Genomic DNA, 24,316 nt, shown 5'->3' with positions numbered 1-24,316 from the left:
GTCGCGACGATCGAGACGATCGCGGCGTGCGGATATATCGCGCGGGCCTGCAACTTTCATGGAGCGAAAAGTCAGTCACCCGTGATCGAGAGCGTCGAGAGCAGATCTGCAAGTCGAGCCTGATCGTCGGCGACCTGTGCTCGAATGAACTCGACTGTTTCATCGGTCGGTGGAGCGGGGCGTTCGGGTGCTTTGGGAAGCACAGTTTCCTTGAAGCGATCCTTGAAACGCATCGGCAGCACCGGGCGAATGACTTTGCGGTAGAGGCGGCTATGTGCGACATGGCGCCACGGCCCGCCCATGACTGCTTTGCCTTCGCTCTTGTTGAAGACCTTGTCAGCTTCGATCAAGTCGGGGCGAGACTCCACACCCAGAAATGAGCAGATGCGGGCGCACAACTCCGAGCGATTGGTCACGTACTGCTCAAACCGCACGAACCTCACGCGCTCGGGGCCGAAGACATCGAGCCAGGGCTCGGCCTGCATGGCGTATCTCGAATAGTTGATCAGCGCGGGAAAGTCGCGAACCGCCTGATCAATGCTCTGTGGCATGATGCCACGCGAGTATTCGTGATAGTGGTGGCTTATGGCGCGGGCGAGCGGGTCACGGATGAGATAAAGCACGCGCAATTCCGGGCCACAGATGGTCAACGCGCGTTGCGCCATGCCCTCAAAATCCGGGCGTTTGGTGTATGCCGTCGAAGCCTCAGCACAGATCTGTTCGGAGCGTGCGGCTGCGAAGTGTGCAGCGTATCGCGCACGGCCGGCGGGCGAGAGAACCTCATCGTGGCACAGGTTCTCGGGTTCTTTATCGATCGGAAAGTAAATGCGTGGGTTGGTGAGCAGATCACGAAAGAGCGTCGTCGAGCCGCACTTCATGCCCCCGATGATGAGAAAATTCGGGAATCTCATCGGGTCGCACGCTCCGCGTTGTGCTGGCCTTTGGGCCCACCCGTTGAAGTGGGCGGTGGCGGCGTGACCTTGACGCCGGCCTTGAGCAGAGCCTTGCGATATCCGTCGACCGGGTCAGTGGTCGTGCGCCAATCTGCGAGCACCGTGGCGCTCGAAGCCTTGAAGCGATCGATGTCTCCGGAGTTCGTGACTTTGAGCAGTGCATCGGTCAGGGCGTCCACATCTCCGGACCTGAAGACGAATCCGTTCTGCCCATCTCGGACAAGTTCGATAGCCGCACCGACTACATCGCTTGACACCATCGCCAGACCCGAAGCCGCAGCCTCATTGATGACCAGAGCCCAGGGCTCGAAGGTGCTGGGCAGGCACAATACGTCGCAGGCCTTGTAAACCGCCGTCACACGGCGCTGCTCGTCAACGAATCCGGTCCAGATGAAGCGATCGCGCAACCTCTCGGGGATTCGAGCCTTGAGGTCCGCTTCGAGATCGCCCGAACCGAGGATCACAACATCCCATTCCGGGCGGTCATCGGCGATGCGCACGAATGCGTCGATCAGCAGATCCACTCGCTTGACGTGCGCCAGCCTCCCCGAGAAGGCGATGCGGCGTCTGCCATCGCGCAGTCCGAAGCGCTGCTTTGCATCGGCGATCTCGCTCTGCCCGACCGAAGCAATCTCGTCGTAATCGGGTTCCTGGGGCACATAGAAGGTTGCGTCCGGGCGCGAGCCGTAGACCTGAAAGTAGCGATCGCCGAGCGTTGCGCAGCAGATCACTCCGGTTGATCGTCGAATCATGCGTGTCAGAAAGAATGTCTTGAATGAGCGGGCCAGACCACGCGCGTTGTCGCCGTGCGCGTTGGAGTCTCCGAAGATGAAATGCGCAATGCGATTGCGATGAAGATACGAAAGAATTCGAACGCGCGCCGCGTCAGCGAATCCGATAACGACAACGACATCGGGCTTTGCCTCTTTGAGCCACTTGATGATGCGCCCGCCGCGCTTCCATTCGGTGATGAAACGTTTGGGATGGCTGCGACCCTTGGCGTATTCGCCGGGGCCAAAGATCTGAGTGTTGATCGCGGGGTCGAAATCGAGCTTCCACGGAAAGACGTTGTATTCGTGCGTAAAAATGGTGTGAAGTTCGATCTCGGCGATCTCGTGGGCGAGACGCTTGTGCTGATGCAGCCGATACGGACTTGGTGCGTTGGCGATGATGACTAGTCTGGGCTTGGTCACGAGTTGGTTCCTGAAGTAGAAGGGCTGGAAGTTGACCCCGTGGATCGCGCTTCGGCGTACATGACTTCAAATCGCTGGGCGATGGAGTCGGGATCGAGATGTTCGAGGACCCACGCCCGGCCGCGCTCGCCCATCGCCTGCTGCTTCTGAGGATCGGCAAGAATCGACGCAATGGCATCGGCAAATGCGCTCGGTGTTCGATCGGCGATGATCGCGCCGCCCGAAGCTTCGAGTTCTGGCCAGATATCCACCCCGCGCGTCGTAACGACCGGTGTGCGGCACGCCAGCGATTCGGGGAAGACGAACCCGAAGTTCTCCTGACTCGTCGGAATCGCGAGCACCGCAGCCCGCTGATAGAGCGAGACCTTCGTTGCCCCGGTGACCAGCCCGATCATTCGTACGTCATTCTTGAGCCCGAGTGCGCTGATGCGCGCACGCATCTCAGCTTCATACGGCGCGTCACCCGTGCCTGCGATGATCGTGCGGCAGGCGATGCCACGACGCTTGAGTTCTGCTGCTGCATCGATAAGAACATCAACGCCCTTCTTGAGGTGGATTCGTGAGAGAAACAGCACAGTCGGGAGCGAAGGTTCGAGGTCGCCCGTACCCGCCGGGCCGTACGCAGCATCCGCCAGATCCGCGCCTGGGAGCGAGCGATACGGATCAAGATCGAAGATCAGTGGCACAACAGTTCCGCGTCCGCGCGGATACCACTTGCGTGATTGTTCGAGTTCAGCCGTTGCGGTGCAGTGAACGAGCGATGCCTCTTCGAGCGTGCGCCGGCCGCCGAGCGCAAGATAGACCTTTTTCTTGAGCGTTTTCTGAGACATGCACCAGTCGTCGAGCATGCCATGCACGCTCAGGATGTATGGCGTGCGATGGCGCTGCGCCGACCGGGCAAGTTGATTGTTCGCGGTGGTCCAGCAGGCGTGCAGATGAAGGACATCGGCTCCGGTCAGGTGCAGGTCAAGGTCCGCAAGCTGCGCGGGGGAGAACAACCCCAGTGGCCGCGAGGGCGGCGCGACTCGCACCACGCGAGGCATTCCGGGCGAACCTTGCTTCCAAGCCTCGGGGATGTCGGTATCGTCGCAGGTCAGCACAGTGACGTCATGCTGGCGCGAGGCAAGCAGGGCCGACATGTCGAGGACTGCGCGCACAACCCCTCCATCCGCGAGATTGAATCGTGTGAGGAAGTGCGTGATGCGCATGGTGGTGACTCGCAAGCGCCCGGGTTCAACTCGGCGCGTCGCCGCGCTCGGCGCGACGGATCTCTTCCATCTTCAGACAGATCTGGTATTCGTAGACCGCCTGGAGCACGCAATACGTCAGCCCCGGACGACCATCGAGGAATCCCATCTTCAGAAAGTACAGCAGGATGAACTTGAGGGCAGGACGAAAGGGCAGTCGGAACGACATGTTCTTGGCCTCGAGCCGGCGCGTGTTCGCATCCTTCGAGAAGACCATCTTGACCCATTCCACCGGGCGCTCGCGCAGTGCGCGAATCTGTTCGACCGCTTCATAGGTCGAATATCGATTGTGCCGTTGCAGCCACTCCGTAATGCCCTTGCTGAAGTTGAAGTGAATGAACTGGCTTTGCAGGTATCCATGGGGGCCATCGATGATCGGCGTCGGGTTCACAAGGCGCTCGAAGCGGATGTGCTTTGGCTTGAAAAATCGCATGATGTAGCCCGGGGGCATCGAGTGTTTGAGCCATCGCCCGCGAAACATGTTCTTTCGGCCACAGAAAAACGCGACGCGCTTCTCGCTCGCATCGCGCGCAATGGCACAGATCTCCTCGCGCAGTTCAGGCGTCATGTGCTCGTCCGCGTCAAGGTAGAACACCCAGTCGTACTTGAAGTCGATGTGTTCCATCGCCCAGTTCTGATGAGGCCCCCGTCCGTCGTAGGCCCGCTGAAAGAACCGAACCCCCCGTTGTCGGCAGATTTCTTCGGTGTGGTCCTTGCTGATCGAATCGAGCACGACGATGTCGTCCGACCAGCTGACGCTGTCGAGGCAACTCGGCAGATTCTGCTCTTCGTTGAGGGTCTGGATGAAGATGGAAACAGTCATGTGGAGAAGTATGCGGGGGCTGTTCAGGACGCCGGGGGAGGGAAATATAGGGGGGAAAGCGGATTACGAATGTCGATGCAGGTACGTTGGTGACGGGGCGGGTGTTTGGCTGTGCGGGATAGTGTCGGCATGGCGGGGCGATATACTCCGGTCGACCAGATGGCGTCAGACACCATCATCGGCCCATGACTTATGGGGCTTGATCCGCGCTGTGGATGAATTCTGCCAGGCCCCACGCATCCACACAAAGCACCCGTCGGGCCATCGCTTTTTTCATAGCCTTCCGACGAGTACTTTGAATATGAGCACTGACAAAGACCGAGCATCAAACCCAGGCACCGACGAGCATCCGTGGCGATATACCGCCGCGCTTGCCGCTCAGGTCGAAGCCCGGTGGCAACAGTGGTGGGACGAGTGCCAGATCTATCGCGTGCCCAACCCGGGCGAGCCCGGGTTCGATGGCAGTCGTCCCAAGTTTTACTGCCTCGACATGTTCCCGTACCCATCGGGCGCGGGGCTCCATGTCGGACACCCCGAAGGCTACACCGCCACCGACATCATCTGCAGATACAAGCGGATGAACGGGTTCAATGTGCTGCACCCGATGGGGTGGGACGCCTTCGGCTTGCCCGCAGAGCAGTACGCCATCGAGACGGGCGTGCACCCCGAGATCACGACGCGTAACGCCATCGATACGTTTCGCAGACAGTTGCAGCGATTCGGGTTCTGCTACGACTGGTCACGCGAGTTCGGAACGATCGACCCCGAGTACTACCGCTGGACGCAGTGGATCTTCCTGCAGATCTATGGCTCGTGGTTCGATCCACAGCAATCGCGCGCCAGACCAATCGCGGAACTTGTAGCCGAGTTCGAGTCGGGTGACCGTGTCGTGAGCCTGAACCCGGCAGCGGCTGAATACACAGGCGCGGGCGACCTCCCCGGTGGCACGCGCGTCGGCGCGTGGGCGACGCTCGATGCAGAGTCGAAGCGCATGATCATCGATTCATATCGGCTCGCCTATGTCGGCATGCAGACCGTCAACTGGTGTCCAAAACTCGGCACCGCATTGGCCAACGAGGAAGTCATCGACGGCAGGAGCGAGCGCGGCGGTCATCCCGTGTTTCGCAAGCCCATGCGGCAGTGGATGTTTCGCATCACTGCCTATGCCGATCGACTTCTGGCGGGCCTCGCCGAGGTTCATTGGCCCGAATCGACCAAGACGCAGCAGACTGAATGGATCGGGAGGTCCGAAGGGGCAGAGATCGAGTTTGCGATTCTCGAAGGAGCAGCGACCACCGAAACATCTGGCGAATCGCTCCGTGTTTTCACCACACGACCCGACACCATCTTCGGCGCCACCTACATGGTTGTCGCGCCCGAGCATCCAGTCGTTGATCGCGTCATCGACCAACCTCCCGCCTGCTGCGATGTCGAAGCGCTGCGCGCGTATGTTCAGGCAGCCCGCAATCGCTCTGACATCGAACGACAGGAATCGAAGGAGAAAACCGGCGTTTTTACCGGAGCGTATGTCCTCAACCCCGCGACCGGGAAACCGATTCCCGTCTGGACGAGTGACTATGTGCTCATGGGCTATGGCACCGGCGCGATCATGGCTGTGCCGGCGCAGGACCAGCGCGACTGGGACTTTGCCAAGGCATTCGGCTTACCGATTGTGCGCACCGTTGCGACTCCGGCAGGCTGGGAGGGAGAGGCCTATACAGGCGATGGGCAAGCGATCAATTCCGACTTCCTTGATGGGCTTGATGTCGCCAGCGCCAAGTCTCGCATGATCGACTGGCTCGAAGAGCACAAGATCGGAATGCGCCGCGTCAACTATCGCCTGCGCGATTGGCTCTTCAGCCGCCAGCGCTACTGGGGCGAGCCTTTCCCGATTGTGTGGGACGAGCAGGGTCGGCACCACCCGGTCAGTGACGACGCGCTCCCTGTGCGCCTGCCGCCGATGCAGGACTACCAACCCATCGAGAGTGACGATCCGCAGCCGTTGCTTGCCAAGGCTGTCGATTGGGTGAGCACGACTGCGGGCCAGGCCGGCGTGACCGATCTCATGGCCGACGCGCGCGTAATGCGCGAAACCAACACGATGCCAGGCTGGGCGGGGAGTTGCTGGTACTACCTGCGCTACTGCGATCCGCACAACAATGATCGTTTCGTGGGCGAAGAAGCCGAGCGATATTGGATGAGCGATTGCGCGGTCGATTTGTACATCGGTGGCAACGAGCACGCGGTGCTGCACCTGCTCTACGCGCGATTCTGGCACAAGGTGCTCCATGACCTCGGGCATGTTTCGAGTGATGAGCCTTTCCGCAAACTCTTCCATCAGGGCATGATCACGAGTTATGCCTATCAGCGGGCAGACAAGTCGCTGGTGCCCACCGATCAGGTCGAGGAGGTCGATGGCAGGGCAATCGAGCGCGCGACAGGGCGCCAAGTCGCGCAGATCACTGCCAAGATGTCCAAAAGCCTCAAGAACGTGGTCAACCCTGACGACGTGATAGCCGAGTACGGAGCCGACACGTTCAGGCTCTACGAAATGTACATGGGTCCGCTCGATGCGTCCAAGCCCTGGAACACGCGCGACATCGTGGGTTTATATCGCTTTCTTCAGCGTGTCTGGCGTCTGTGTGTCGATGAGGAAACGGGCACGCTCCGCAAGGTTACCGATGCCGAGCCCGATGTCGAGAAGCGACTGCACCGGATGATCCACAAGGTCGGAAGCGATATCGAGCGTTTGAGTTTCAATACCGCCATTGCAGCCATGATTGAGTTTGTCAACGCGAGTGCGATGCTGACGAGCGACCAGATGGACCGGTTCGTGCGCGCGCTTGCGCCCTTTGCGCCACACATGGCAGAGGAACTGTGGGATCGGCTCGGGCGGCGAGAGGCGCTGGGGTCGGTCGCCATGCAGACGTGGCCGGCGGTCGATCCGGCGATGCTGGTCGATGATGAGATCGAGGTGCCGGTGCAGGTGCTGGGCAAGTTGCGAAGCCGCATCCGTATCCCGGCCGATGCCGACGCCAAGGCGATGGAAGACGCAGCCCTCGCCGACGAGCGTGTCCGCGAACACATCGCAGGCAAGACAGTGCGCAAAGTTATCGTCGTCCCCGGGCGGCTGGTGAATATTGTGATCGGGTAATCATCGCGGCATCAGCAGCACCACGCAATGAACCTCGATCGCGCGCCCTTCGCCGACAGCGTCTACTTTTTCGTGCGTCTTGCCCTTGATGTTGACCTGCCCGGGTTCGATACCCAGCAGCGAGGCCACGTTCGCGATGATCTCGTGTTTTCGGTGGCCGATCTTGGGCCTTTCAAGGATGACCGTCGCGTCCACATTGGCGATCGCATACCCCTGCTCGCCAAGCAGTTCGAGAGCCCGGGCGAGGAAGTCGCGCGAGTCGCGCCCGGCGTTGGCAGGGTCATGGTCCGGAAACAATTGCCCGATATCGGGGAGGGCCAAGGCACCGAGCAGGGCATCGGTGATGGCATGCAGCAGGGCGTCGGCGTCGGAGTGTCCGACCGGACCTCGGTCGAACTCGAACAGCACTCCCCCGATCAGGAGAGGCAATCCTCGGCCCTGCGGCGGCACAGGCTCAAGGCGGTGAAGGTCGTACCCGTGCCCGATGCGCATAGTTTGCGCCCTCTGGCCAGTGGGCGCGTGCGCGTGGATGTGCCGATGTTCAGGCATGACCAGAGTCTACCGATAAGATGGACGGCGAACGCGGTCCGATCGCAGGGCGTATGCTCGATTGAATCCCGGAGTAGATCATGAATGTGATGCAAAGGCAATTGTTAGTGGCGGTGTGCGGGGTGATGGCATTCGCGGGCGGCTGCCTGGGGCCTTATGAACCGGGCGGCCCCATGATGTCCGACGACCAGTTCACATACGTCAGCACCGAATGGGAACCGGTGACCGTGATCCTGACTGACACCAGAACCGGGGAAGAACTGTGGACCGCCGAAGTTCCGGTGGGCAAAAAGTTGACCATTCGATTCTACAAGAACAAGTCCAGTGGCGACAAGGATTTCCCGGATGTGATGCGGTGGGAGATCGAGAGCGCGGATGTGCCGCTGCGTTCGACGCTCAAGAGCCAAATTTCGGTTCCTTCGAGCAATGTTCGCAGGCTCAACGTGTCGTATCGGTCGTCACCTCAGTTCCACGATTGATCCCGCGCGGGGTCTACGTCAGAACAGACTCCCAGACCATGACGGCTGCGATCAGCGTGCGCGCGGTCCAGAGGGTGGTGCGCACCCAGTTTGTGAGCACAAGATGGCGTGCGGTGCGAGCGTTGAATGCGCAGGCCAGACGATTGTGCAGTGGCACCTGCACAAGAAATGTCGAAAGCCAGATCATCGCCAGCAGCGATAACCCGACCCATGGCCATGCCGAACCGGAGCGTGTGTTCGTCACCAGCGCGACAGCAGTGAGCAATTCGATCAGCATGAGTGGCATGACAACGCGAGTTGTTCGGGCCTGGTGCGAGCGTTCGTAGGCTGAAAAGCTGGCGGGATCGACCAGTGCGAAGAGAGGGTAGTGAACCACCTGAACGAACCAGATCAGGCCTGTCATCGCGGCGGTAGACACGAGGTGAGTTAGAAGTAGGGGTTGCATTATCAACTGTGGCTTCGATCCGGGCGGGGCACCTGACGCAAGAACGGTAAGAATTTGAGGTTGAGATCATCCAACGCGTGCCTGTGGGCGAAGCCATCGACAGGGAGGTTTCGCACATGTTGATCGCATTGGCTGGAGTTATGGGATTGATGGGCACGTTGCAGAGTGCGCAGTCGCCTGAGACAGGCGGTTCGTTGGCACGCGTCGAAGCGGCTGCCGAGCCTTGGGCTGGCAACATCCGTGTCGGCGGCAAGGCCGAGGCCGATCTTGATGTGCTCGAAGGTCCGGATGGACCCTTGTATCGTGCGGGCAAGGTCGCGACTGATACGAAGCTTCCGTTGGGGTATCCGGCTCCCACGCCTCCGGGAGCCATCGAAATCAAGCAATACGAATCGGTGCGCCGGGCGGAGTTTTCGAGTTCGGGGGGCATGGGGTGGGGCGGCGGCAAGGGATTCTGGCCGCTGTTCAGGCATATCCAACGCAAAGATATCGCAATGACCGCGCCTGTCGAGACCGAATACGCCGACACCAACAACGACCGAAAGCTCGATCGCTGGACCATGGCCTTCCTGTACCATTCGACTTCCGATGGCCCAACGGGTACCGATGGCGCGGTCGAGATTGTGGATACGGCTCCGATCACCGTCGTCAGCCTCGGCTTGCGTGGCGGGTCGGCGATCAAGTCACCCGAAAAGGCGGCAAAGCTCCTCGAAGAGTGGCTCGCAGAACACGCGACGGAGTGGAAACGGCAAGGGGATCTGCGCGTTCTCGGCTATAACGGGCCCAACGTTCGGGCAGCGAATCGGTGGTGGGAGGTGCAGATTCCGATTGAGCGTGTGTCGGCACCTGCAGCGCCTGCGAGCGAAAGTGTGGATTCTGAGCACAAGGAGTAAGAATTCAAGTCTTCGGCTTGTGCTTGTCCCACCAGGCAATGGTGTGACGCAGTCCTGTCTCGAGGTCGGTCTGGGCGTGCCAATCGAGCAGCGCTCGGGCGCGTGAGACATCGAGGCAGCGCCGCGGTTGGCCATCGGGCTTGGTGGTATCCCAGCATGTCTGGCCTGTGAATCCTGTGAGTCGAACGACCAGTGCGACAAGATCGCGGATCGTGATTTCGCTGCACGAGCCGAGATTGATCGGGGCAGGGTCAGAGACTGCTTCAGCCGCCCGTACAACGCCGGATGCCGCGTCATCGACGAATAGGAACTCGCGTGTGGCGGTGCCGGTGCCCCAGATATCGACGGTCTCTGCGCCGCGATCGCGTGCGTCGATGCACTTGCGCACAAGAGCGGGAATGACGTGGCTGGATTCGGGGTCGAAGTTGTCGCCCGGACCATAGAGATTGACAGGCAGGACATAGGCGCACGCGAGCCCGTACTGGGCGTGGTAGGCACGAAGCATTTCTCCCGCAGCCTTCTTGGCGATGCCGTATGGCGCGTTCGTTTCTTCCGGATAGCCGTTCCAGAGGTTGTCTTCGCGGAACGGAACGGGCGTGAGCTTGGGGTATGAGCAGATGGTGCCGACTTGAACGAACTTTCCGCCCCGGTTGTGCAGCCCGCTTTTACGTGCGCCTTCGATGAGGTTGAGCGCCATTGCCATGTTGGCGAAGAAGTACCGCCCCGGATTGCGGCGATTGGCACCGATGCCTCCGACCTCGGCTGCCAGATGCAGGACGAGCGTGGGCCCGCGCCCATCAAACGACGAGGCGTACAGGTGATCGACAGCGCCAGCGTCAGTCAGATCGCACGAACTGCGCCGTGGCACAACGATGCGACCAGCATCGACGCCTCGCTCGTGCAGCAATGCGACCACTCGCCGACCGAGGAACCCGGCTCCCCCTGTGACGATGACTCTCGCTCTGGACCAGTCGCACGCCATGTTGATCGGATCATACCGCAAGCGGCTTGCCGAATGGGTTTGGTGCTCGTAGGGTGAAGGGATGGAACGTCCTTCGGAATCACGTTCAAGGGGTGCAATAGCGTCGCTGCGTCGCAAGGGCCTTCCAATGGTGGCCAGGGTGTTGACTGCGCTCGCGGCAGTGCTGCTCGCAGCGTGGGGGTGCGGGCAATACTGGACGGATGAACATCACTCGACGCAGTACCTCTGGTGGATGCCCACGCACTGGGTCATTGGCGTGTGCTGGGTGCTGGTGGTTGTGTCGTGGGCCTTGGAGCGTCTGAGCCTGAGGCTGGGCGGGTTTCAGTTGCGTTCGCTCATGACGCTGGCCCTGCTGGTGCTTTCTGGCTGGATGTTGGTTGGCGCGTGGCACATCCATCGGGCGGTGATGCCACAGAGAGCGGGCGATCTTCGGGTGCTGTACTGGAACATGACGGTGGGACGTGAACTCAACGGCGCGGTTGAGCTGGTGCTGGCTCAGGAGCCCGACGTTGCGATCATTGCCAACCCGAGGCTCGACGGACTTCGCGGGCGACTGCTCGCGGGGCTGGGCACGCTCGGGAGCGAGCCTGATCCTGAGGCGTCGGAACGTCCGGATTCTCTGGTGGTTGGCCCGACCCGGTTCCTGTTCCGTCATGAAATCGCGGTGGCGACGCGTGGCCAGATCGTGCGCTGGGGGAGTGTGACATTTCAGATGCGAGGCGTGGATGACGAGTCGCATCGAGGCGTGGTGATGTTCGTCGAAATCACCGGGCTGAGCGACAATCCGGTGGTGGTGTGGATTGTGGACCTGCCTTCGCACGCTTCCCTGTGGCGACAGGAGGTGGCGGCAGAGGCTGCTAGGGCAGTAATGGAGTGGCGGGGTCCGGAGTTTCGACTGACAAGCCTGGGCCAGTGGGAACCAGCAATCGGGGCAGACGGTTTCCCCGAACCGGGTGTGATTGTGGGCGATTTCAACATTCCCAGGGCGAGCGCATCGCTTCGGACGCTGGTCGGGAAACGTGCGGAAAGCCACGCATCACGTGGGTGGGGTCCGGCAACGACTTGGAACCGAACGTGGCCCGGATGGTCGATTGACCTGCTCTTTGCGGGGGCTGGTTGGACGGTGACGCGGCATCGCGTCGTCGATCCGCGCATGGGCATGCACCGCATGATTGTGGTTGATCTGAAGGCGGAGTAATGCAATGCCCGATATCAGGGCGAACGGCCCTCGGTCTGGCTTCGTAGACTGTCGGCCCGCCTTGGAAGAATCGGACGTGCATGTCAGGGACTGTGACCCCACCAAAACCCGCGCGGCAGAAGTCTGAAGCCCTCGGGGGAAAAGTCGGACGCGGCATGTCGTGGATGGCTTCGGCGACGCTCATCGTCAAAATTCTGAGTTTCGCCTCGACCATCGTCCTTGGACATCTGCTGTCGGAAGATGACTACGGCGTGTACGGGATGGCAATGGGCTTGTCGGCATTCGCGCAGGTTTTGCGCGATGGTGGTATGCGCCGCATCCTGATTCAGAAGCAGGCACACCGCTATGCGGGGTTGTCGGGGCCGATGTACTGGTTCTCGGGTTCGTTCAACATGGTGGCAGGGGTGCTGCTCGGTGCGGCTGCGTTTCCACTGGCGTGGTTGTATGACGAGCCGGAGTTGGCAGGGGTGCTGCTCGCGACAGCGGTGTCGATCCCTTTGACGACCGCGATGGGGGTGTACCGCGCCAAGATGGCGGTGGATCTTCAGTTTCGTCAGCTTGCAGCGATGAATACCTACGGCGCGGTCGTGCGCTATGCGTCGATGATCCTGTTCGCGATGCTCGGGTTTGGAGCGCTGAGTTTTACGTTGCCACTCGTGGCCATGTCGATCTTCGAAGGAGCGTATGGCTACTGGGCGACGCGAGACAGCCCGTGGCGCAGGTCGCCGCGCTTGAGGCTGTGGCCTGCGCTCTGGAGCAAGGCCAAGTGGATTGTGCTGGGGACACTCGCCATGGCGACACTGCGACAGGGCGATTACTTCGTGTTCGGGCTCCTCAAGGCGCGTCAATGGCTTTCGACTGGTGCCGTGGGGCAGTATGTGTTCGCCTTTCAGATTGCGGTGCAGATCAATGTGCTTGTGGCTGTGAATCTTCAGGCGGTGCTGTTTCCGGCGCTGACCAAACTCGTACACGAGCCGATGCGTTACGTTCAGGCGGTGTTGCGCGCCACACGCGTGATGATGCTTGTCGGGAGCGTCTTTGGCCTGGGGCTTGCGTGTGTGATGTCGCCGCTGGAATCGCTGCTGTGGGACGGGAAGTGGGCTGAATCGGTCGGCGCGGTGATGTGGATGGCGGCGTTCTTCCCGATGCGACTGCTCACCAGCGTGCTCAACTCGGCGCAAATGTCGCGCGGGCGCTTCAAGGAATGGTTCTGGCTTACGCTTCTGCAAGGCGTTGGCATGATGGGTGCGGCGGCCATAGCGGGTCTGCTGTTTAATCACGCCGAGCAATTGTCGCTGATCATCGGCGTGTACTTTCTCGTGGGCGTGACGCCGACATGCTTGTGGGGCATGGCGCGCTGCGGCGTGCCGTGGAAGCAGTCGCTGCTTGCCGTGACGCCCGCGTGGCTGGTGGTGTGTGCGGCCGGAGGGCTGACGCTGATCCTGGCCCATCTTGTGGGGCCGATCAGCATTGGGCATGTACGCTGGGTTGATCTGTCGCTCGAAGTCATGCTGCGAGGCGTGACGTTCAGTGTTTTGGCGGTGATCGGGCTCCGTGTGTTTGCCAAGCGATCGCTCGCGGAGACGGTGGAAGTTGCTCCTGCGCGCACTCGGCGTATGGTGCGAAAGATTCTGAGGCTGCCCGCGCCGGGTCGTAGGGCCACGGCTGCGGCCAGTCAGAGCGAGGCTGTTGCGGCGACAGAAGCAATGCGTGATGAAGAGTCGTGAGAGGTATTTGAGCGAACGGGGTGAATCGAAGCATGACGCTTGCAAGTGAAAACACGTTTGCAGAACCAAGATATTTTTTCGTGGTTGGTTCGCCGCGATCGGGCACGACGCTGTTGCAGACGATGCTGATGCGAGCGCCGGGCGTGACAATGCCGCCGGAACTGCACTATGTGCATATCACCTACAAGCGTCGTCATCGCATGGCCGACATCCGCACGGACAAGGGATGGGAGCAGGCGTGCAACGCCATCAAGGCCCGGTGCAAGCACTCGGATATTGACATGGATTCTGCTTTGTTCGACCGGCTCTGCGAGACTGGAGAGCGGACATATGCGAGGCTCTTTCGCATCTGGTTGACGGCGATCGGTGCGGTCGACGGGGCGTCGGTGGTTGGAGAAAAGACGCCCAACCACTGCGAATGGGTACTCGAGATCGTTGCGATGATTCCTGAGGCGCGCATCATTCACATCATGCGCGATCCGCGCGATTCGGCCGTAAGCCAGCGCGAAGCCTTCGGGCGGCATGCCCTCCAGGCCGCAGTGCGCTGGAAGCGAGATCTGGAGATGCATCGCGATTGCCAGCGTTTGATTCCTGCGGACCGGTATACCGCTGTGCGGTACGAGGATCTTGTCACGGATCCTCAAGCCGTCATCAAGCCATTGTCAGCCTTTCTCGATGTTCCATATGTTGAGGACATGCTCGATCCGGGCGGACGCGAGAAGAAAGGCTTTTCGTCGTACGAGGCACACAAGCTGCGCACGCTCGACAAGGTCACATCATCGCGCATCGGTCGCTACAAGCAGAAGATGAGCGCGATGAACATTGCAGTCATCGAACACATCTGCGGCCCGCTGATGGAAGAAATGGGATACACGCTCGAACGCAAGAATCCGCTTCTGGGTCTCATCGGGTGCGCGATTCAGGCACCCGCTGTTGCGTGGCGGCGTCTTCGCGGCGATCGCCGTCGACAAGGCATGCTCGATCAGGAAGCCGAGCATGGCAAGCCCGTGTTTCACCAGCAGCCCGAGGCGAGTTGACGGCTTCAGGCACGCTGGTCGCGGTCTGTCGTTCGTGTGAACCCCGGGTCGTCGTTGGTTGCAAGGGCAACAAATCGGTTGGGCGTGTGGTCTCGTTCTTCGAGGTGAAGCCGAGCGATGTTCGGGAGGCGACCGAGGATGACGAACAGCATTGCGCAGTCTGGCTCAAAATTCATGTCGAGCAGAATTCCCGCAGCGATGCCGTCGATGTTGATCGGGACGCGCTTGCGCTCGTAGAGGATTCGGCCGAGTTCGCGTGCGAGGGATAGGTGCGCCCCGCGCCAATCGAGTTCATCCGCCAGGGCCGTCAGGGCGCGAACACGCGGGTCGGCGCGCTCAGCAAAGCGCTCGATTGCACTGGGTTCATTGCCCGAACCATCGCTTGACTTGTGAAAGCGATGTCCAAATCCCCAGATGCGCTCACGGGTCGCGATGCGCTGGCTGACGAACGCTTCCAGATCGGCCTGAGTCTGGACGAGGCACTTGAGCTCGAGCATGGCCTGCTCGAGGGCACCAAAGTGATATGGACCCATCGCGCCCGCGATAAAGCTGATCGCACTGGCAGCAAAGGGCGCTCGCACGCTGGCAGCCACGCGGGCGCCGTGGGTCGAGGGCGACGTCACGCCGTGTTCGCACAGCGAAACCAGGTACGCTTCGGTCATGCGTGCCTCGGCCTGCGTCGGGTAGCGCCCCTGGAGTTGGAAGAAGATCATGTCAATGTAACTGACGCGATTGACCAGTGCACCAACGCGCACACCTCGGGCAAAAATCTCTCCATCAATCACCCGGCTCGAGCCATCCGGCTCGGGCAGCGGGAGGACACATTCAGCGATCGGAGCAATGGTGGCGTTCAGACGAGTTGTAACAGGCATGGTTTGAATCCCTATGTTGAAGTGATCTGGTGTGTGATGATGAGGGCAAAAACGACAACGCTCCGGCGGGTGCCCGGAGCGCTGGCTTGAACGGTTCATCAAAAAAGTTGGGTCAACTTCGTCGATGCAACACGCGCGCCAACTCCCGGGAGGTGGAGAAGCGTTTCGATTTGGCGTGTTTGACTGCGAAGTTTGACATGTTCAGCATGTTCATCGGAATGATGCGGCGTACTTGATGAGAAGTTTCTGCATCGCGGTGGCACCAAGTCAAGCGTTCCAGTGCGAAAGATCAACGCCGAGCATCCGGCTCAATTCCTCATTGGGCTTGGCAAAGTGGTCAAGCAGCATGCGTTTGGTCTCAGGCTTCATGTCCTTGTACTGGCCGGCTTTTTTCTTCTTCTGCGAGCGGTTCCACCTGCGGATCGAGTTGCCGAGCGGGCTGTCGCGAACGGTGCGAATCGCCCAGCCCAGCCCGAGCGACTTGAGCCGATCCTGCGCTCGAGGCAGGATTACGGCGTTATCGGTTTTGCCCAGCCAACTCGGCTTGAAGTCTGCATCGACACCAATGTGCGCGTAGATCTCGCGAATGAACCGCTTCTCGTGGTGCACAAGGTCGTCATACAACTGCACAAGGATCTGCTCGCGCGGGAACAAGTCGTAGTATCGGCGGAGCTGATCGGCATAGTGCCCCCGCTCCATGATGTCGGGTTCCTTCTCGAGTGCTTCCTCGAAGGTGTCGTATGCCAACCGTCCGTTGCGTTTGAGGTTGTAGGCTGAGAATGCGCGATCGACGGGATTGCGCAGGCATGCGATGAGCCGCGCTTGCGGACACATGTCCTTGATGCGCTGAGGCACTTCTTCACGATTGAGGTACGCCGGTGTGGCCTCGCCCCAGGCCTTGTGGTGCTCGCTGGGGGTGAATTTCGCCCGATACCACGCTTGGCCTTCTTCAAAGTGCCGATTGAAGAAGTGCAGTTCCTTCGGGTCGGCCATGAACACCTGCGGGTGTTCTGCCAGACATTTGTGAACCCATGTTGTCCCACAGCGCTGGCCGCCAATGTGGATAAAGGTCGGGAGTTGTCCGGGGGCAGTTGGCGCTGTCGCCGGCTGCCGGTCGGTCGCGGTCTCGGTCATGAAATCACCTCCGATGCCCAACTGTATCGGCATCCAGTGCTGGAAGGTTCGGTTTAACCCGGGCAAGCTCGCGTCTGCGTCCGCTCTCAACCCTACTGGTCATGTCCAGTGAAGTCAGGCAGGTCGTGGCCAGCGTCGCGCAGGGTCTTCTCGCGCCGTGCCAGTTCAAGGTCATTCTCGACCATCAGGCGCATCAGAGTTTCGAGGTCTGTCGTGGCATGCCATCCGAGCCGATCCGCCGCCTTGCTCGCATCGCCATGCAGCAGGTCCACCTCTGCCGGGCGCAGGTAACGCGGGTCGAACTCGATATGTTGATCAAACTTGAGCCCGGCGTAGTCAAAGCACATCTCGGCGAACTCGCGCACGCTCAATGTGTGTCCGGTGGCGATGACATAGTCATCGGGCGCGTCCTGCTGGAGCATGCGCCACATCATCTGCACATAGTCGCCCGCAAAGCCCCAGTCGCGCCGTGCATCAAGGTTGCCCAAAAAAAGTTTGTCCTGCAATCCCATGCGGATGCGCCCGACGGCGCGTGTGATTTTGCGTGTGACGAACGTTTCGCCGCGCCTGGGGCTCTCGTGGTTGAACAGAATGCCGCATGACGCGTGCAGTCCGAATCCCTCGCGATAGTTCACCGTCGCGTGATGGGCCATCACCTTGGCGCACGCGTAAGGCGAACGCGGGCGGAATGGTGTCGTCTCGCACTGTGGCGATTCCACAACGCGGCCGAACTGTTCACTCGAACTCGCCTGGTAATACCGTACCCGGTGCGGGGCGCGTTCCTGATATCTGCGCACCGCTTCAAGCAGCCTCACCGCCCCGCTCGCGACAATATCTGACGTGTAGATCGGCAGATCAAAACTCACGCGCACATGCGACTGCGCCCCGAGGTTGTAGACTTCGTGCGGCTCAACTTCCTGCACAATACGATCGAGACTCGTCGCGTCCGCCAGATCGCCGTAATGCAGTTTCAGTCGGGCGCCGCGCTCGTGCGGATCCTGATAGATGTGATCGATGCGCTCGGTGTTGAAGGAACTCGAACGACGGATCACTCCGTGCACCTCATAGTTCTTGCTCAGCAGGAACTCGGCCAGATACGACCCATCCTGCCCGGTGATCCCGGTGATGAGTGCTCGAGGGTGTTGGGCGTCGGGCATAGGAGGATCTCGCGTCGGCGTGGCTACGCACTCTGGTCATCGGACTGGTAAAGGCTCGAACTCGACAGAACGCTCGAAATCGCCTGAACGCAGCGACGCGGCCGGTGTATCGGTCAGTATGGTGTAGGCGCTGAGGACGCCCAGGGCGACCGCCAGCAGCACGGGGCCAAGGATGCGCGCAACGTTGAGCACCTGCGAGTCGCTGCCGTGTCGGGAGTGGGCACAAAGCAGCGCGAGCATGATCAGGATGAACGGTTCGTGGTACCGCTGCCAAAGTTCCGGGCTGAAGGTCTGTGCCGCGACGAAACCGACCATCGCGCCAAGAAAAATCCATCCTGCTCGCCGCGGCACCTGCGACAGCAACCCGGCCAGCAGAACCATGCCCACCGGCGCAAGGACCAAAAGCACCGGCGAGGTGTGCCCCGCGATCGTCGGGACCATCTTGACCAGATTCCATAGTCCGCTCTTGCGGCCTGCATCGACGTCATAAGTCGTAGTCGGAATTATCACCAGACATATCGCTGCAACCACCAGGACACCAAGCAGCACGCGGCTCGCGGCCAATCGCTTGAAGCCGGTCCAGGCATAGGCAGCGTAGAACGGAGCGAAACTTCCGATGATGGCAAGAAAGAACGCGGGTGTCGCCGGGTTCCAGCCGTGATACACGCTCTGATAGCGCGGCACGATCAGTCCGTCCCACAGGCGCAGGAAATACACGAGCGCAAGCGTGGCCGGGAGAGTCGCAAGTACAACGCAGACGAGCCGAACGAAGCGTGCGGGAATGCATGTGAAAAGTTCACGCACGAGCGTGATGGGGCTCGGAAGTGGCGCAGCCGGACTGTCCGAATCTGATTCCACCTCGCTCGATCCGAGCCATGCCGCAGCCCAGAGCACACCGGCTGCCCACAGGTGAATCTGTCTCGTGAGCACAAGAGCCAGGAGCATTACGCTTCCGGCGATGCAGAGCGTTGCCAGTCGCCGAGCGCGCAGTGCCAGCACGATGATGCCGAGCACGCCCAGCCATGCTGCGTTGTCGGGCAGGAGCCAGATGCCGGGGAACAGGACATACATCGATCCCACAATCGGGAGTGCCAGCGTCAGGCGCTGGGGGTTGGTCCCCGGGAGGGCCAGCACGAGCAGCGCCAGCAGCCCGGCGGTGAAAGCACTTGCCAGAAGCATCAACCCACGACGCGAAGGGTCGAAAGTGACTCTCGCCCCCGCCAGAATCAGGTGGTACAACGGGGTGGTGGCAGAGTGATAGTTGGAGAAGTCCGGACGGGGCCATTCCTCAGTGAATGCATGCACCACCGGTTCGTGGTAGTTGAGGTGATCGGCTGCTGCTCGACCCTCGGCAATGTTGTTGGAGAAAACAACCGGCAGCGCAGCGGCGTAGAACAACGCCACAACGACCAGAGCGATCAGACCTGCACGGGAAGTTCTTTGGGCCATTCTGCGTTCACTCGTCCCGATCCTGTACTCCAAGTCGCCGGTCGGCCGATGGGAAGCGAGACTCTAGACTACATTCGTTCATTCACCGGCTTGTTTGCGGAGCAGCACTCGATGGGATTGCCCGGTCCACTTGGTTCACTCATGTCGGCGATGCACCGCCCGGTGTATGAGTCCCGGCTCCGTCATCTCGTCGCTGCCATTCTTCCGCACCTCAAACAGGGGGATAAAGTGCTGGATGTCGGCTGTGGCATCGGAACTCTCGGGCATGCCCTCATGAAGGCACCCGGTTCGCCATCAGGCGTCAAGGTCGAAGGGCTCGAACGGGTCGTCCGAGGCGGGGAGCCTATCCCCGTGCATGGATACGACGGCGTCACCATGCCTTTCGCAGATGGAACCTACGACGTGGTCATTGTTGCAGATGTTCTCCACCACGAGCCGGAGCCTGATCGCCTGATCGCCGAGTGTGTTCGCGTGTCGCGGCGGCTCGTCATCATCAAAGACCACCAGATCAGGGGATTTTGTGCGCAGTCGCGCATCTCCTTCATGGACTGGGCTGCCAATGCGCCGTATGGCGTGCCGTGCCTGTTCCGCTACAACACGCCCGAGCAGTGGACGCAAACACTTGACAAGCACGGACTTGTGGCTCATGAACGATGGGATGGAATGCGCTTGTACCCACCTGTGGTGAATTTCATTTTTGGGCGTGGACTGCAATTTATGACCGTGTCTCAGGTGCCTCAATCAGGTGCATCGGCACGGGAACATGAAGTCTCGGTTGGGGTGCAGGCGTGAGCGGGGAAGCAACGCGTTCGCGGCCTCTGTGGGTGGAGTTGATCCGCCTTGCGCGCCCGCAGCAGTGGCTCAAGAGCGCGTTTGTTGTCGTCGGGCCTTTTTATGCGTATCAGGACCGCCCGGTCGAAGGGTCGGCTTTGGAGCACTTAGTCTGGGTGACGCTGGTGACTGCGCTGGCGTTTTCGCTTGCTTCGAGCGGGTGTTATGTATTCAACGACCTGGCTGATGCCGAGCGCGACCGGGAGCATCCGCGCAAGCGCGGGCGTCCGATTGCCAGCGGAGCGGTCAAGCCGGGGCTTGCCAAGGCGTACGGGATTGGTTTGTTTGTTGTAGCGGGCGCACTGATTCCGCTGCTCCCGATGCCCGCAGCGGCGTGGGTTGGGATCCTGCTCGCAGCCCATGTGCTCAACGTTCTGGTGTATTCCGCCGGTCTGAAGCGGTTTGCAATCGTGGATGTCATGAGTCTTTCGCTCGGGTTTGTGTTCAGGGTGCTCGCGGGGTGCGCGGCTGTGGGGATCGGGCCCAGCACATGGCTGCTCAATGTCACGTTTTTCCTCAGTATGTTTCTGGCGTTCGGAAAACGTCTTGGTGAACGGCGGACAATGGGATCGGCCGAGGCTGCCGGGCGGGCTCGAACAGTGCAACTGGCGTATTCCGATGAAATGCTTCGGATGGTGGTGGTGGTGACCGCAGTCGCAACCCTCATCACCTATGCGGGGTATGTACAGGAGCGCGATCAGGCGTACCACCTCGGGTTCAATCTGCTCTGGATCACGGTCCTGCCGGCGACGTATGGGCTGATCCGGTGCATCACGCTTCTAGAAGCGGGGGAATACGACGATCCGACGGAAATCGCGGTGCACGACTGGGCATTTGCCTTTGCGGGCGGGCTTTTTGCAGCCCTGACGCTGACGTTGATGCTTTTGAAGGCTTTTGGTGGAGTTTTTGAATCGGGCTGAACACGAAACACGGAGTTCCGGTTAGGATAAACGCAGGCTGCCAGTAGCGCGAGCACTGCAGGACGCGACGGGGCAATGAGTGGGCGCAGTGAACCATCAAGGAGACGATGCGATGGAAATGAGTAAAAGGATCGGGAGTGTGACGCCTCGGGTGCTGGTGGGCCTGGTCGGCGCGGTGGTCGGGCTGGGCGCGTTGACCTGGGCTTCGGCACAGGACGAGTCTGCCCGTGTGTTGCAGGACGCGCAAACCGGATCGGGATCGGAGCAATCCGACGAAACCATCTCGCAGGTCGATATTGGCGCGATGGCAGCCATGGCTGCACGCGGGGGAGGTGGGGGCGCACGCGCAGGCGATCTCCCGGCATGGAAGGATGTTTCGGATGGCTTCGAGCGCGTCGTGTCCACGACCGACCCGGGAAGTTTCTATCAGGTCTGGCGGAACAACAGGGACAACCGCATTCTTGTGGAGATGCCGCGAGGGTTCGAGAGTCAGAAGCACTTCTTCGCCATGACGGTAGCCGGTGGCGAGATCTTTGCGGGGTTGCAGGCTGGCGACCTGTACTGCTACTGGAAGCGCATCGGCAATCGTCTGGCGCTCATTTCGCCGCAGATTTCGGTGCGATCAACGGGCGATGCGGAAAGCCGCGACTCGGTCAACATGATCTTTACCGACCGTGTGATTCTTGACGTGCCGGTGGTGTCGACAGGTCCGAGCGGGCAGCCGGTGATCGATCTGAACAATCTTCTGCTGGGCAATGCGTCGTCGTTTTTCGGGCGCAGCGCCGCGGGGGCGCGCGTGGCATTGGCCGAGATCGCGTCAGCCAAGGCGTTTCCGAAGAACATCGAGATTGCCTACAAGGTGCCGGTGGGTGATGGCACGATCAAGACGCTGCATTACTCGATCAGCCTGATGGAGGGCTCGCGCGGATATCAGCCTCGCCGCGCCGACGAGCGCGTCGGGTATTTCACGACGAGTTACCGCGATCTTGGCAAGTTCGACCGCGACGATGTGAACGTGCGTTACATCAATCGCTGGCATCTTGAAAAGGCGGATCCGAAGCTCAAGATGAGTCCGCCGAAGCAGCCGATCGTGTGGTATGTCGAGCACACGGTGCCGATTCGGTATCGTCGCTACGTCCGCGAGGGTATCGAGTACTGGAACAAGGCGTTCGAGCAGATCGGGATTGTCAACGCTCTTGAAGTCCGCTTTCAGGACAAGGCTTCGGGCTCGCACATGGAGAAGGATCCCGAGGACGTTCGCTACAACTTCATTCGCTGGTTGAGCAATGACGTTTCGACCGCGATCGGGCCGAGCCGCGTCAATCCGATGACCGGCGAGATTCTGGATGCGGACGTGGTGCTGACCGACGGGTGGATCCGCGTGTTCACGTATCAGTGGAACGACCTGATGCCGAAACTGGCGACCGAGGGCATGAGTCCTCAGACGCTCGAATGGCTCGAGAGCAATCCGACGTGGGATCCGCGTGTGCGTCTGGCGGATCCGATGGATCGGGAGCGCATGCTCATCGCGCACAATAACGGCCAAACGACAGGGCACTTTGTCAACAATCCGCTCGATGCGGTCGATGGGATGATGCTCGGGTCCAATCCGTTCGACGGGCTTGTCGGGCGGGTGAGTCAGGTCAGCGGGTGTTGCGAAGCTGCACATGGCAAGGCACTGAGCCTCGCCTCGCTGCGCATGCATCTGATGTTCGGCCTGCCTGACGACGAAACTCCGGCACCTGAAGAGCAGACCGAGATTCCTGCAGAGATGCTCGAGATGCTCAAGCAGCATCCGGAGTTGCTGGCCATGATGCCTGCCGACAAGCGCGACGCGGTGGCTATCGCGATTGCCAAGGGTGTGCAGCCTGAGTCTGACGACGAGCCGAAGGATGACGAGCCCAAGGCCGAAGAGGAGCCCAAGCCGAGGAAGGCTCCGGAGAAGAAGGAACTGATTGACGGCGTGCCCGAGGAGTTTGTCGGCCCGTCGCTTGCCGAGTTGGTGGCGCACGAAGTGGGTCACTGCCTGGGTCTGAGGCACAACTTCAAGGGTTCGTCGGCGTATCAGCTGTCGCAGATCAACAGTACTGACATGAAGGGCAACGAGCCCTTCTCGACAACCGTGATGGATTACAACCCGGTAAACATCCGCATGCCGGGGTTTGGTGACGCTCAGGGCGACTATGCTGTCATCGACATCGGGCCATATGACAAGTGGGCGATCGAGTTCGGGTATGGATTCGGAGACACCACCAAGATTCTGGGGCGTGCATCCGATCCGCTGCTCCAGTATGGAACCGACGAAGACACATGGGGCCCGGATCCGCTGGCGCGCCGTTATGACCTGTCTGCCAATCCGCTCGATTATGCCAACAACCAGATGGCGCTCGTGCGGCATCACCGCGAAAAGTTGCTGACCGAGTTTGTCAAGGACGGGCAGAGCTGGTCGCGGACGCGCTATGGCTATCAGATCACACTCGGGCAGCAGGTTCAGGCCATCTCGATGATGGCCAACTGGGTGGGCGGTGCGCATGTGTATCGCGACAAGAAGGGCGACCCGAACGGACGTGCGCCGATCGATGTTGTTCCTGCGGCGAGGCAGCGTGAGGCGCTGGACTTTGTCATAAAAAACAGTTTCCACGACGAGGTCTATGGCTTGTCGCCGGATCTGCTCAAGCACATGACGATCGACAAGTGGTACGACGAGGCTGGGATGAGTTCGATCTTTACAGATCCGACTTTCGACGTGCACGATCGCGTTTCGTCGGTGCAGGCATCGGTCCTGACGATGCTGATGAATCCGCAGACGCTGCGGCGTGTCTATGACAACGAGTTCTTCGTGCCTTCGGACCAGGACGCGATGACGCTGGCCGAGTTGCTCTCGACGATCACCGAGGCAGCGTGGGGCGAGATCGCCAAGGCACCGACGACGAAGACGACGGAGCGCAGCCCGATGATTTCGAGCCTTCGGCGCGGGTTGCAGCGCGAGCATGTGCAGAGACTCATCGACCTTTCGACGCCGTCGAGCATGTCGGTTAATCCGGCTTCGCGAGCAGTCTCGACTCTGGCGATGAGTTCGCTGCGGGACCTCAAGTCGCGTGTTGACAAGGCGGTGAGTGCGAACCCGGCCAACATCGACGCGTACTCGAGGGCTCACCTCGAAGAGATTCGGGTGCGGATCGAAAAGGCGCTCGATGCACAGTTCGTGTATGGCTCGCGGTAATGCGAAGTGATCCTGGTTGTACATGAAAATTGATTTCGACGGGCGGCCCT

At 60.5% G+C, this 24,316-nt stretch carries 20 protein-coding genes; 9 read left to right on the top strand and 11 right to left on the bottom strand.

What is annotated here, in order from left to right:
- Positions 1-71: 71 nt before the first annotated feature.
- From KF757_05500 to KF757_05485, 4 genes are read right to left on the bottom strand one after another with little or no spacing between them, the layout of a single operon-like run.
- Entirely contained in the window at positions 72-911 is an 840-nt protein-coding gene (locus KF757_05500; GenBank protein ID MBX3322427.1) for a sulfotransferase, read from the bottom strand.
- The gene (locus tag KF757_05495) at positions 908-2,146 is read right to left on the bottom strand and encodes a glycosyltransferase family 4 protein (GenBank protein ID MBX3322426.1); all 1,239 of its coding nucleotides are present in this window, start codon (positions 2,144-2,146) and stop codon (positions 908-910) included. The genes KF757_05500 and KF757_05495 overlap by 4 nt, the downstream gene beginning before the upstream one ends.
- Positions 2,143-3,354, bottom strand: coding sequence for a glycosyltransferase (locus KF757_05490; GenBank protein ID MBX3322425.1), 1,212 nt, complete (start codon positions 3,352-3,354; stop codon positions 2,143-2,145). Before KF757_05490 ends, KF757_05495 begins: the two co-directional genes overlap by 4 nt.
- Positions 3,355-3,379: 25 nt before the next feature.
- Complete coding sequence (locus KF757_05485; GenBank protein MBX3322424.1) at positions 3,380-4,216, bottom strand: glycosyltransferase family 2 protein; 837 nt, start codon at positions 4,214-4,216, stop codon at positions 3,380-3,382.
- 301 nt (positions 4,217-4,517) lie between these two features.
- On the opposite strand from KF757_05485, the gene leuS reads away from it, so the two are divergent.
- Entirely contained in the window at positions 4,518-7,370 is a 2,853-nt protein-coding gene (gene leuS, locus KF757_05480; protein MBX3322423.1) for a leucine--tRNA ligase, read from the top strand.
- On the opposite strand, the gene ispF is transcribed toward leuS, so the two are convergent.
- The gene (ispF, locus tag KF757_05475) at positions 7,371-7,862 is read right to left on the bottom strand and encodes a 2-C-methyl-D-erythritol 2,4-cyclodiphosphate synthase (GenBank protein MBX3322422.1); all 492 of its coding nucleotides are present in this window, start codon (positions 7,860-7,862) and stop codon (positions 7,371-7,373) included.
- A gap of 137 nt (positions 7,863-7,999) precedes the next feature.
- Here ispF and KF757_05470 point away from each other — a divergent pair, with 137 nt between their 5' ends.
- Entirely contained in the window at positions 8,000-8,398 is a 399-nt protein-coding gene (locus KF757_05470; GenBank protein MBX3322421.1) for a hypothetical protein, read from the top strand.
- A 13-nt stretch (positions 8,399-8,411) separates the two neighbouring features.
- Here the strand turns inward: KF757_05470 and KF757_05465 are convergent, their stop codons facing one another.
- On the bottom strand, positions 8,412-8,801 hold the full coding sequence (locus KF757_05465; protein MBX3322420.1) for a hypothetical protein: 390 nt from the start codon (positions 8,799-8,801) through the stop codon (positions 8,412-8,414).
- 158 nt (positions 8,802-8,959) lie between these two features.
- On the opposite strand from KF757_05465, the gene KF757_05460 reads away from it, so the two are divergent.
- On the top strand, positions 8,960-9,736 hold the full coding sequence (locus tag KF757_05460; GenBank protein ID MBX3322419.1) for a heme-binding protein: 777 nt from the start codon (positions 8,960-8,962) through the stop codon (positions 9,734-9,736).
- 4 nt (positions 9,737-9,740) lie between these two features.
- On the opposite strand, the gene KF757_05455 is transcribed toward KF757_05460, so the two are convergent.
- Positions 9,741-10,718, bottom strand: a complete 978-nt coding sequence (locus KF757_05455; GenBank protein MBX3322418.1) for a GDP-L-fucose synthase — start codon at positions 10,716-10,718, stop codon at positions 9,741-9,743.
- Positions 10,719-10,779: 61 nt separating this feature from the next.
- Here KF757_05455 and KF757_05450 point away from each other — a divergent pair, with 61 nt between their 5' ends.
- The 3 genes from KF757_05450 (at position 10,780) to KF757_05440 (ending at position 14,680) form a co-directional block, all read left to right on the top strand.
- A complete protein-coding gene (locus KF757_05450; protein ID MBX3322417.1) occupies positions 10,780-11,916 on the top strand; it encodes an endonuclease/exonuclease/phosphatase family protein in 1,137 nt (378 codons plus the stop codon).
- An 80-nt stretch (positions 11,917-11,996) separates the two neighbouring features.
- Positions 11,997-13,643 carry an oligosaccharide flippase family protein gene (locus KF757_05445; protein MBX3322416.1) on the top strand — a complete coding sequence of 549 codons (1,647 nt, stop codon included), beginning with the start codon at positions 11,997-11,999 and terminating at the stop codon, positions 13,641-13,643.
- Between the two features lie 32 nt (positions 13,644-13,675).
- Positions 13,676-14,680 carry a sulfotransferase gene (locus KF757_05440; GenBank protein ID MBX3322415.1) on the top strand — a complete coding sequence of 335 codons (1,005 nt, stop codon included), beginning with the start codon at positions 13,676-13,678 and terminating at the stop codon, positions 14,678-14,680.
- Between the two features lie 5 nt (positions 14,681-14,685).
- Here the strand turns inward: KF757_05440 and KF757_05435 are convergent, their stop codons facing one another.
- The 4 genes from KF757_05435 to KF757_05420 form a co-directional block, all read right to left on the bottom strand.
- The gene (locus tag KF757_05435; protein MBX3322414.1) at positions 14,686-15,552 is read right to left on the bottom strand and encodes a hypothetical protein; all 867 of its coding nucleotides are present in this window, start codon (positions 15,550-15,552) and stop codon (positions 14,686-14,688) included.
- A gap of 267 nt (positions 15,553-15,819) precedes the next feature.
- Positions 15,820-16,686 carry a sulfotransferase gene (locus tag KF757_05430; GenBank protein MBX3322413.1) on the bottom strand — a complete coding sequence of 289 codons (867 nt, stop codon included), beginning with the start codon at positions 16,684-16,686 and terminating at the stop codon, positions 15,820-15,822.
- A gap of 92 nt (positions 16,687-16,778) precedes the next feature.
- Entirely contained in the window at positions 16,779-17,843 is a 1,065-nt protein-coding gene (gmd, locus tag KF757_05425) for a GDP-mannose 4,6-dehydratase (GenBank protein MBX3322412.1), read from the bottom strand.
- Between the two features lie 36 nt (positions 17,844-17,879).
- The gene (locus tag KF757_05420) at positions 17,880-19,292 is read right to left on the bottom strand and encodes a hypothetical protein (GenBank protein MBX3322411.1); all 1,413 of its coding nucleotides are present in this window, start codon (positions 19,290-19,292) and stop codon (positions 17,880-17,882) included.
- Positions 19,293-19,340: 48 nt separating this feature from the next.
- Here KF757_05420 and KF757_05415 point away from each other — a divergent pair, with 48 nt between their 5' ends.
- The 3 genes from KF757_05415 (at position 19,341) to KF757_05405 (ending at position 24,266) form a co-directional block, all read left to right on the top strand.
- Complete coding sequence (locus KF757_05415) at positions 19,341-20,084, top strand: methyltransferase domain-containing protein (protein ID MBX3322410.1); 744 nt, start codon at positions 19,341-19,343, stop codon at positions 20,082-20,084.
- Positions 20,081-21,043 carry a UbiA prenyltransferase family protein gene (locus KF757_05410; protein MBX3322409.1) on the top strand — a complete coding sequence of 321 codons (963 nt, stop codon included), beginning with the start codon at positions 20,081-20,083 and terminating at the stop codon, positions 21,041-21,043. The genes KF757_05415 and KF757_05410 overlap by 4 nt, the downstream gene beginning before the upstream one ends.
- Positions 21,044-21,161: 118 nt before the next feature.
- Complete coding sequence (locus KF757_05405) at positions 21,162-24,266, top strand: zinc-dependent metalloprotease (protein MBX3322408.1); 3,105 nt, start codon at positions 21,162-21,164, stop codon at positions 24,264-24,266.
- Positions 24,267-24,316: the final 50 nt, after the last annotated feature.

It is taken from the genome of Phycisphaeraceae bacterium (assembly GCA_019636795.1).
GTDB lineage: Bacteria > Planctomycetota > Phycisphaerae > Phycisphaerales > UBA1924 > JAHBWW01.
Note: the sequence above shows the minus strand (reverse complement) of the source record. Positions and strands in the feature narration are given on the sequence as shown.

Coding starts and splice junctions, on each gene's coding strand:
- KF757_05500 (MBX3322427.1), bottom strand. CDS start 911: ATGAGATTCCCGAATTTTCTCATCATCGGGGGCATGAAGTGCGGCTCG.
- KF757_05490 (MBX3322425.1), bottom strand. CDS start 3,354: ATGCGCATCACGCACTTCCTCACACGATTCAATCTCGCGGATGGAGGG.
- KF757_05485 (MBX3322424.1), bottom strand. CDS start 4,216: ATGACTGTTTCCATCTTCATCCAGACCCTCAACGAAGAGCAGAATCTG.
- leuS (MBX3322423.1), top strand. CDS start 4,518: ATGAGCACTGACAAAGACCGAGCATCAAACCCAGGCACCGACGAGCAT.
- ispF (MBX3322422.1), bottom strand. CDS start 7,862: ATGCGCATCGGGCACGGGTACGACCTTCACCGCCTTGAGCCTGTGCCG.
- KF757_05470 (MBX3322421.1), top strand. CDS start 8,000: ATGAATGTGATGCAAAGGCAATTGTTAGTGGCGGTGTGCGGGGTGATG.
- KF757_05465 (MBX3322420.1), bottom strand. CDS start 8,801: ATGACAGGCCTGATCTGGTTCGTTCAGGTGGTTCACTACCCTCTCTTC.
- KF757_05460 (MBX3322419.1), top strand. CDS start 8,960: ATGTTGATCGCATTGGCTGGAGTTATGGGATTGATGGGCACGTTGCAG.
- KF757_05455 (MBX3322418.1), bottom strand. CDS start 10,718: ATGGCGTGCGACTGGTCCAGAGCGAGAGTCATCGTCACAGGGGGAGCC.
- KF757_05450 (MBX3322417.1), top strand. CDS start 10,780: ATGGAACGTCCTTCGGAATCACGTTCAAGGGGTGCAATAGCGTCGCTG.
- KF757_05445 (MBX3322416.1), top strand. CDS start 11,997: ATGTCAGGGACTGTGACCCCACCAAAACCCGCGCGGCAGAAGTCTGAA.
- KF757_05440 (MBX3322415.1), top strand. CDS start 13,676: ATGACGCTTGCAAGTGAAAACACGTTTGCAGAACCAAGATATTTTTTC.
- KF757_05435 (MBX3322414.1), bottom strand. CDS start 15,552: ATGCCTGTTACAACTCGTCTGAACGCCACCATTGCTCCGATCGCTGAA.
- KF757_05430 (MBX3322413.1), bottom strand. CDS start 16,686: ATGACCGAGACCGCGACCGACCGGCAGCCGGCGACAGCGCCAACTGCC.
- gmd (MBX3322412.1), bottom strand. CDS start 17,843: ATGCCCGACGCCCAACACCCTCGAGCACTCATCACCGGGATCACCGGG.
- KF757_05420 (MBX3322411.1), bottom strand. CDS start 19,292: ATGGCCCAAAGAACTTCCCGTGCAGGTCTGATCGCTCTGGTCGTTGTG.
- KF757_05415 (MBX3322410.1), top strand. CDS start 19,341: ATGGGAAGCGAGACTCTAGACTACATTCGTTCATTCACCGGCTTGTTT.
- KF757_05405 (MBX3322408.1), top strand. CDS start 21,162: ATGAGTAAAAGGATCGGGAGTGTGACGCCTCGGGTGCTGGTGGGCCTG.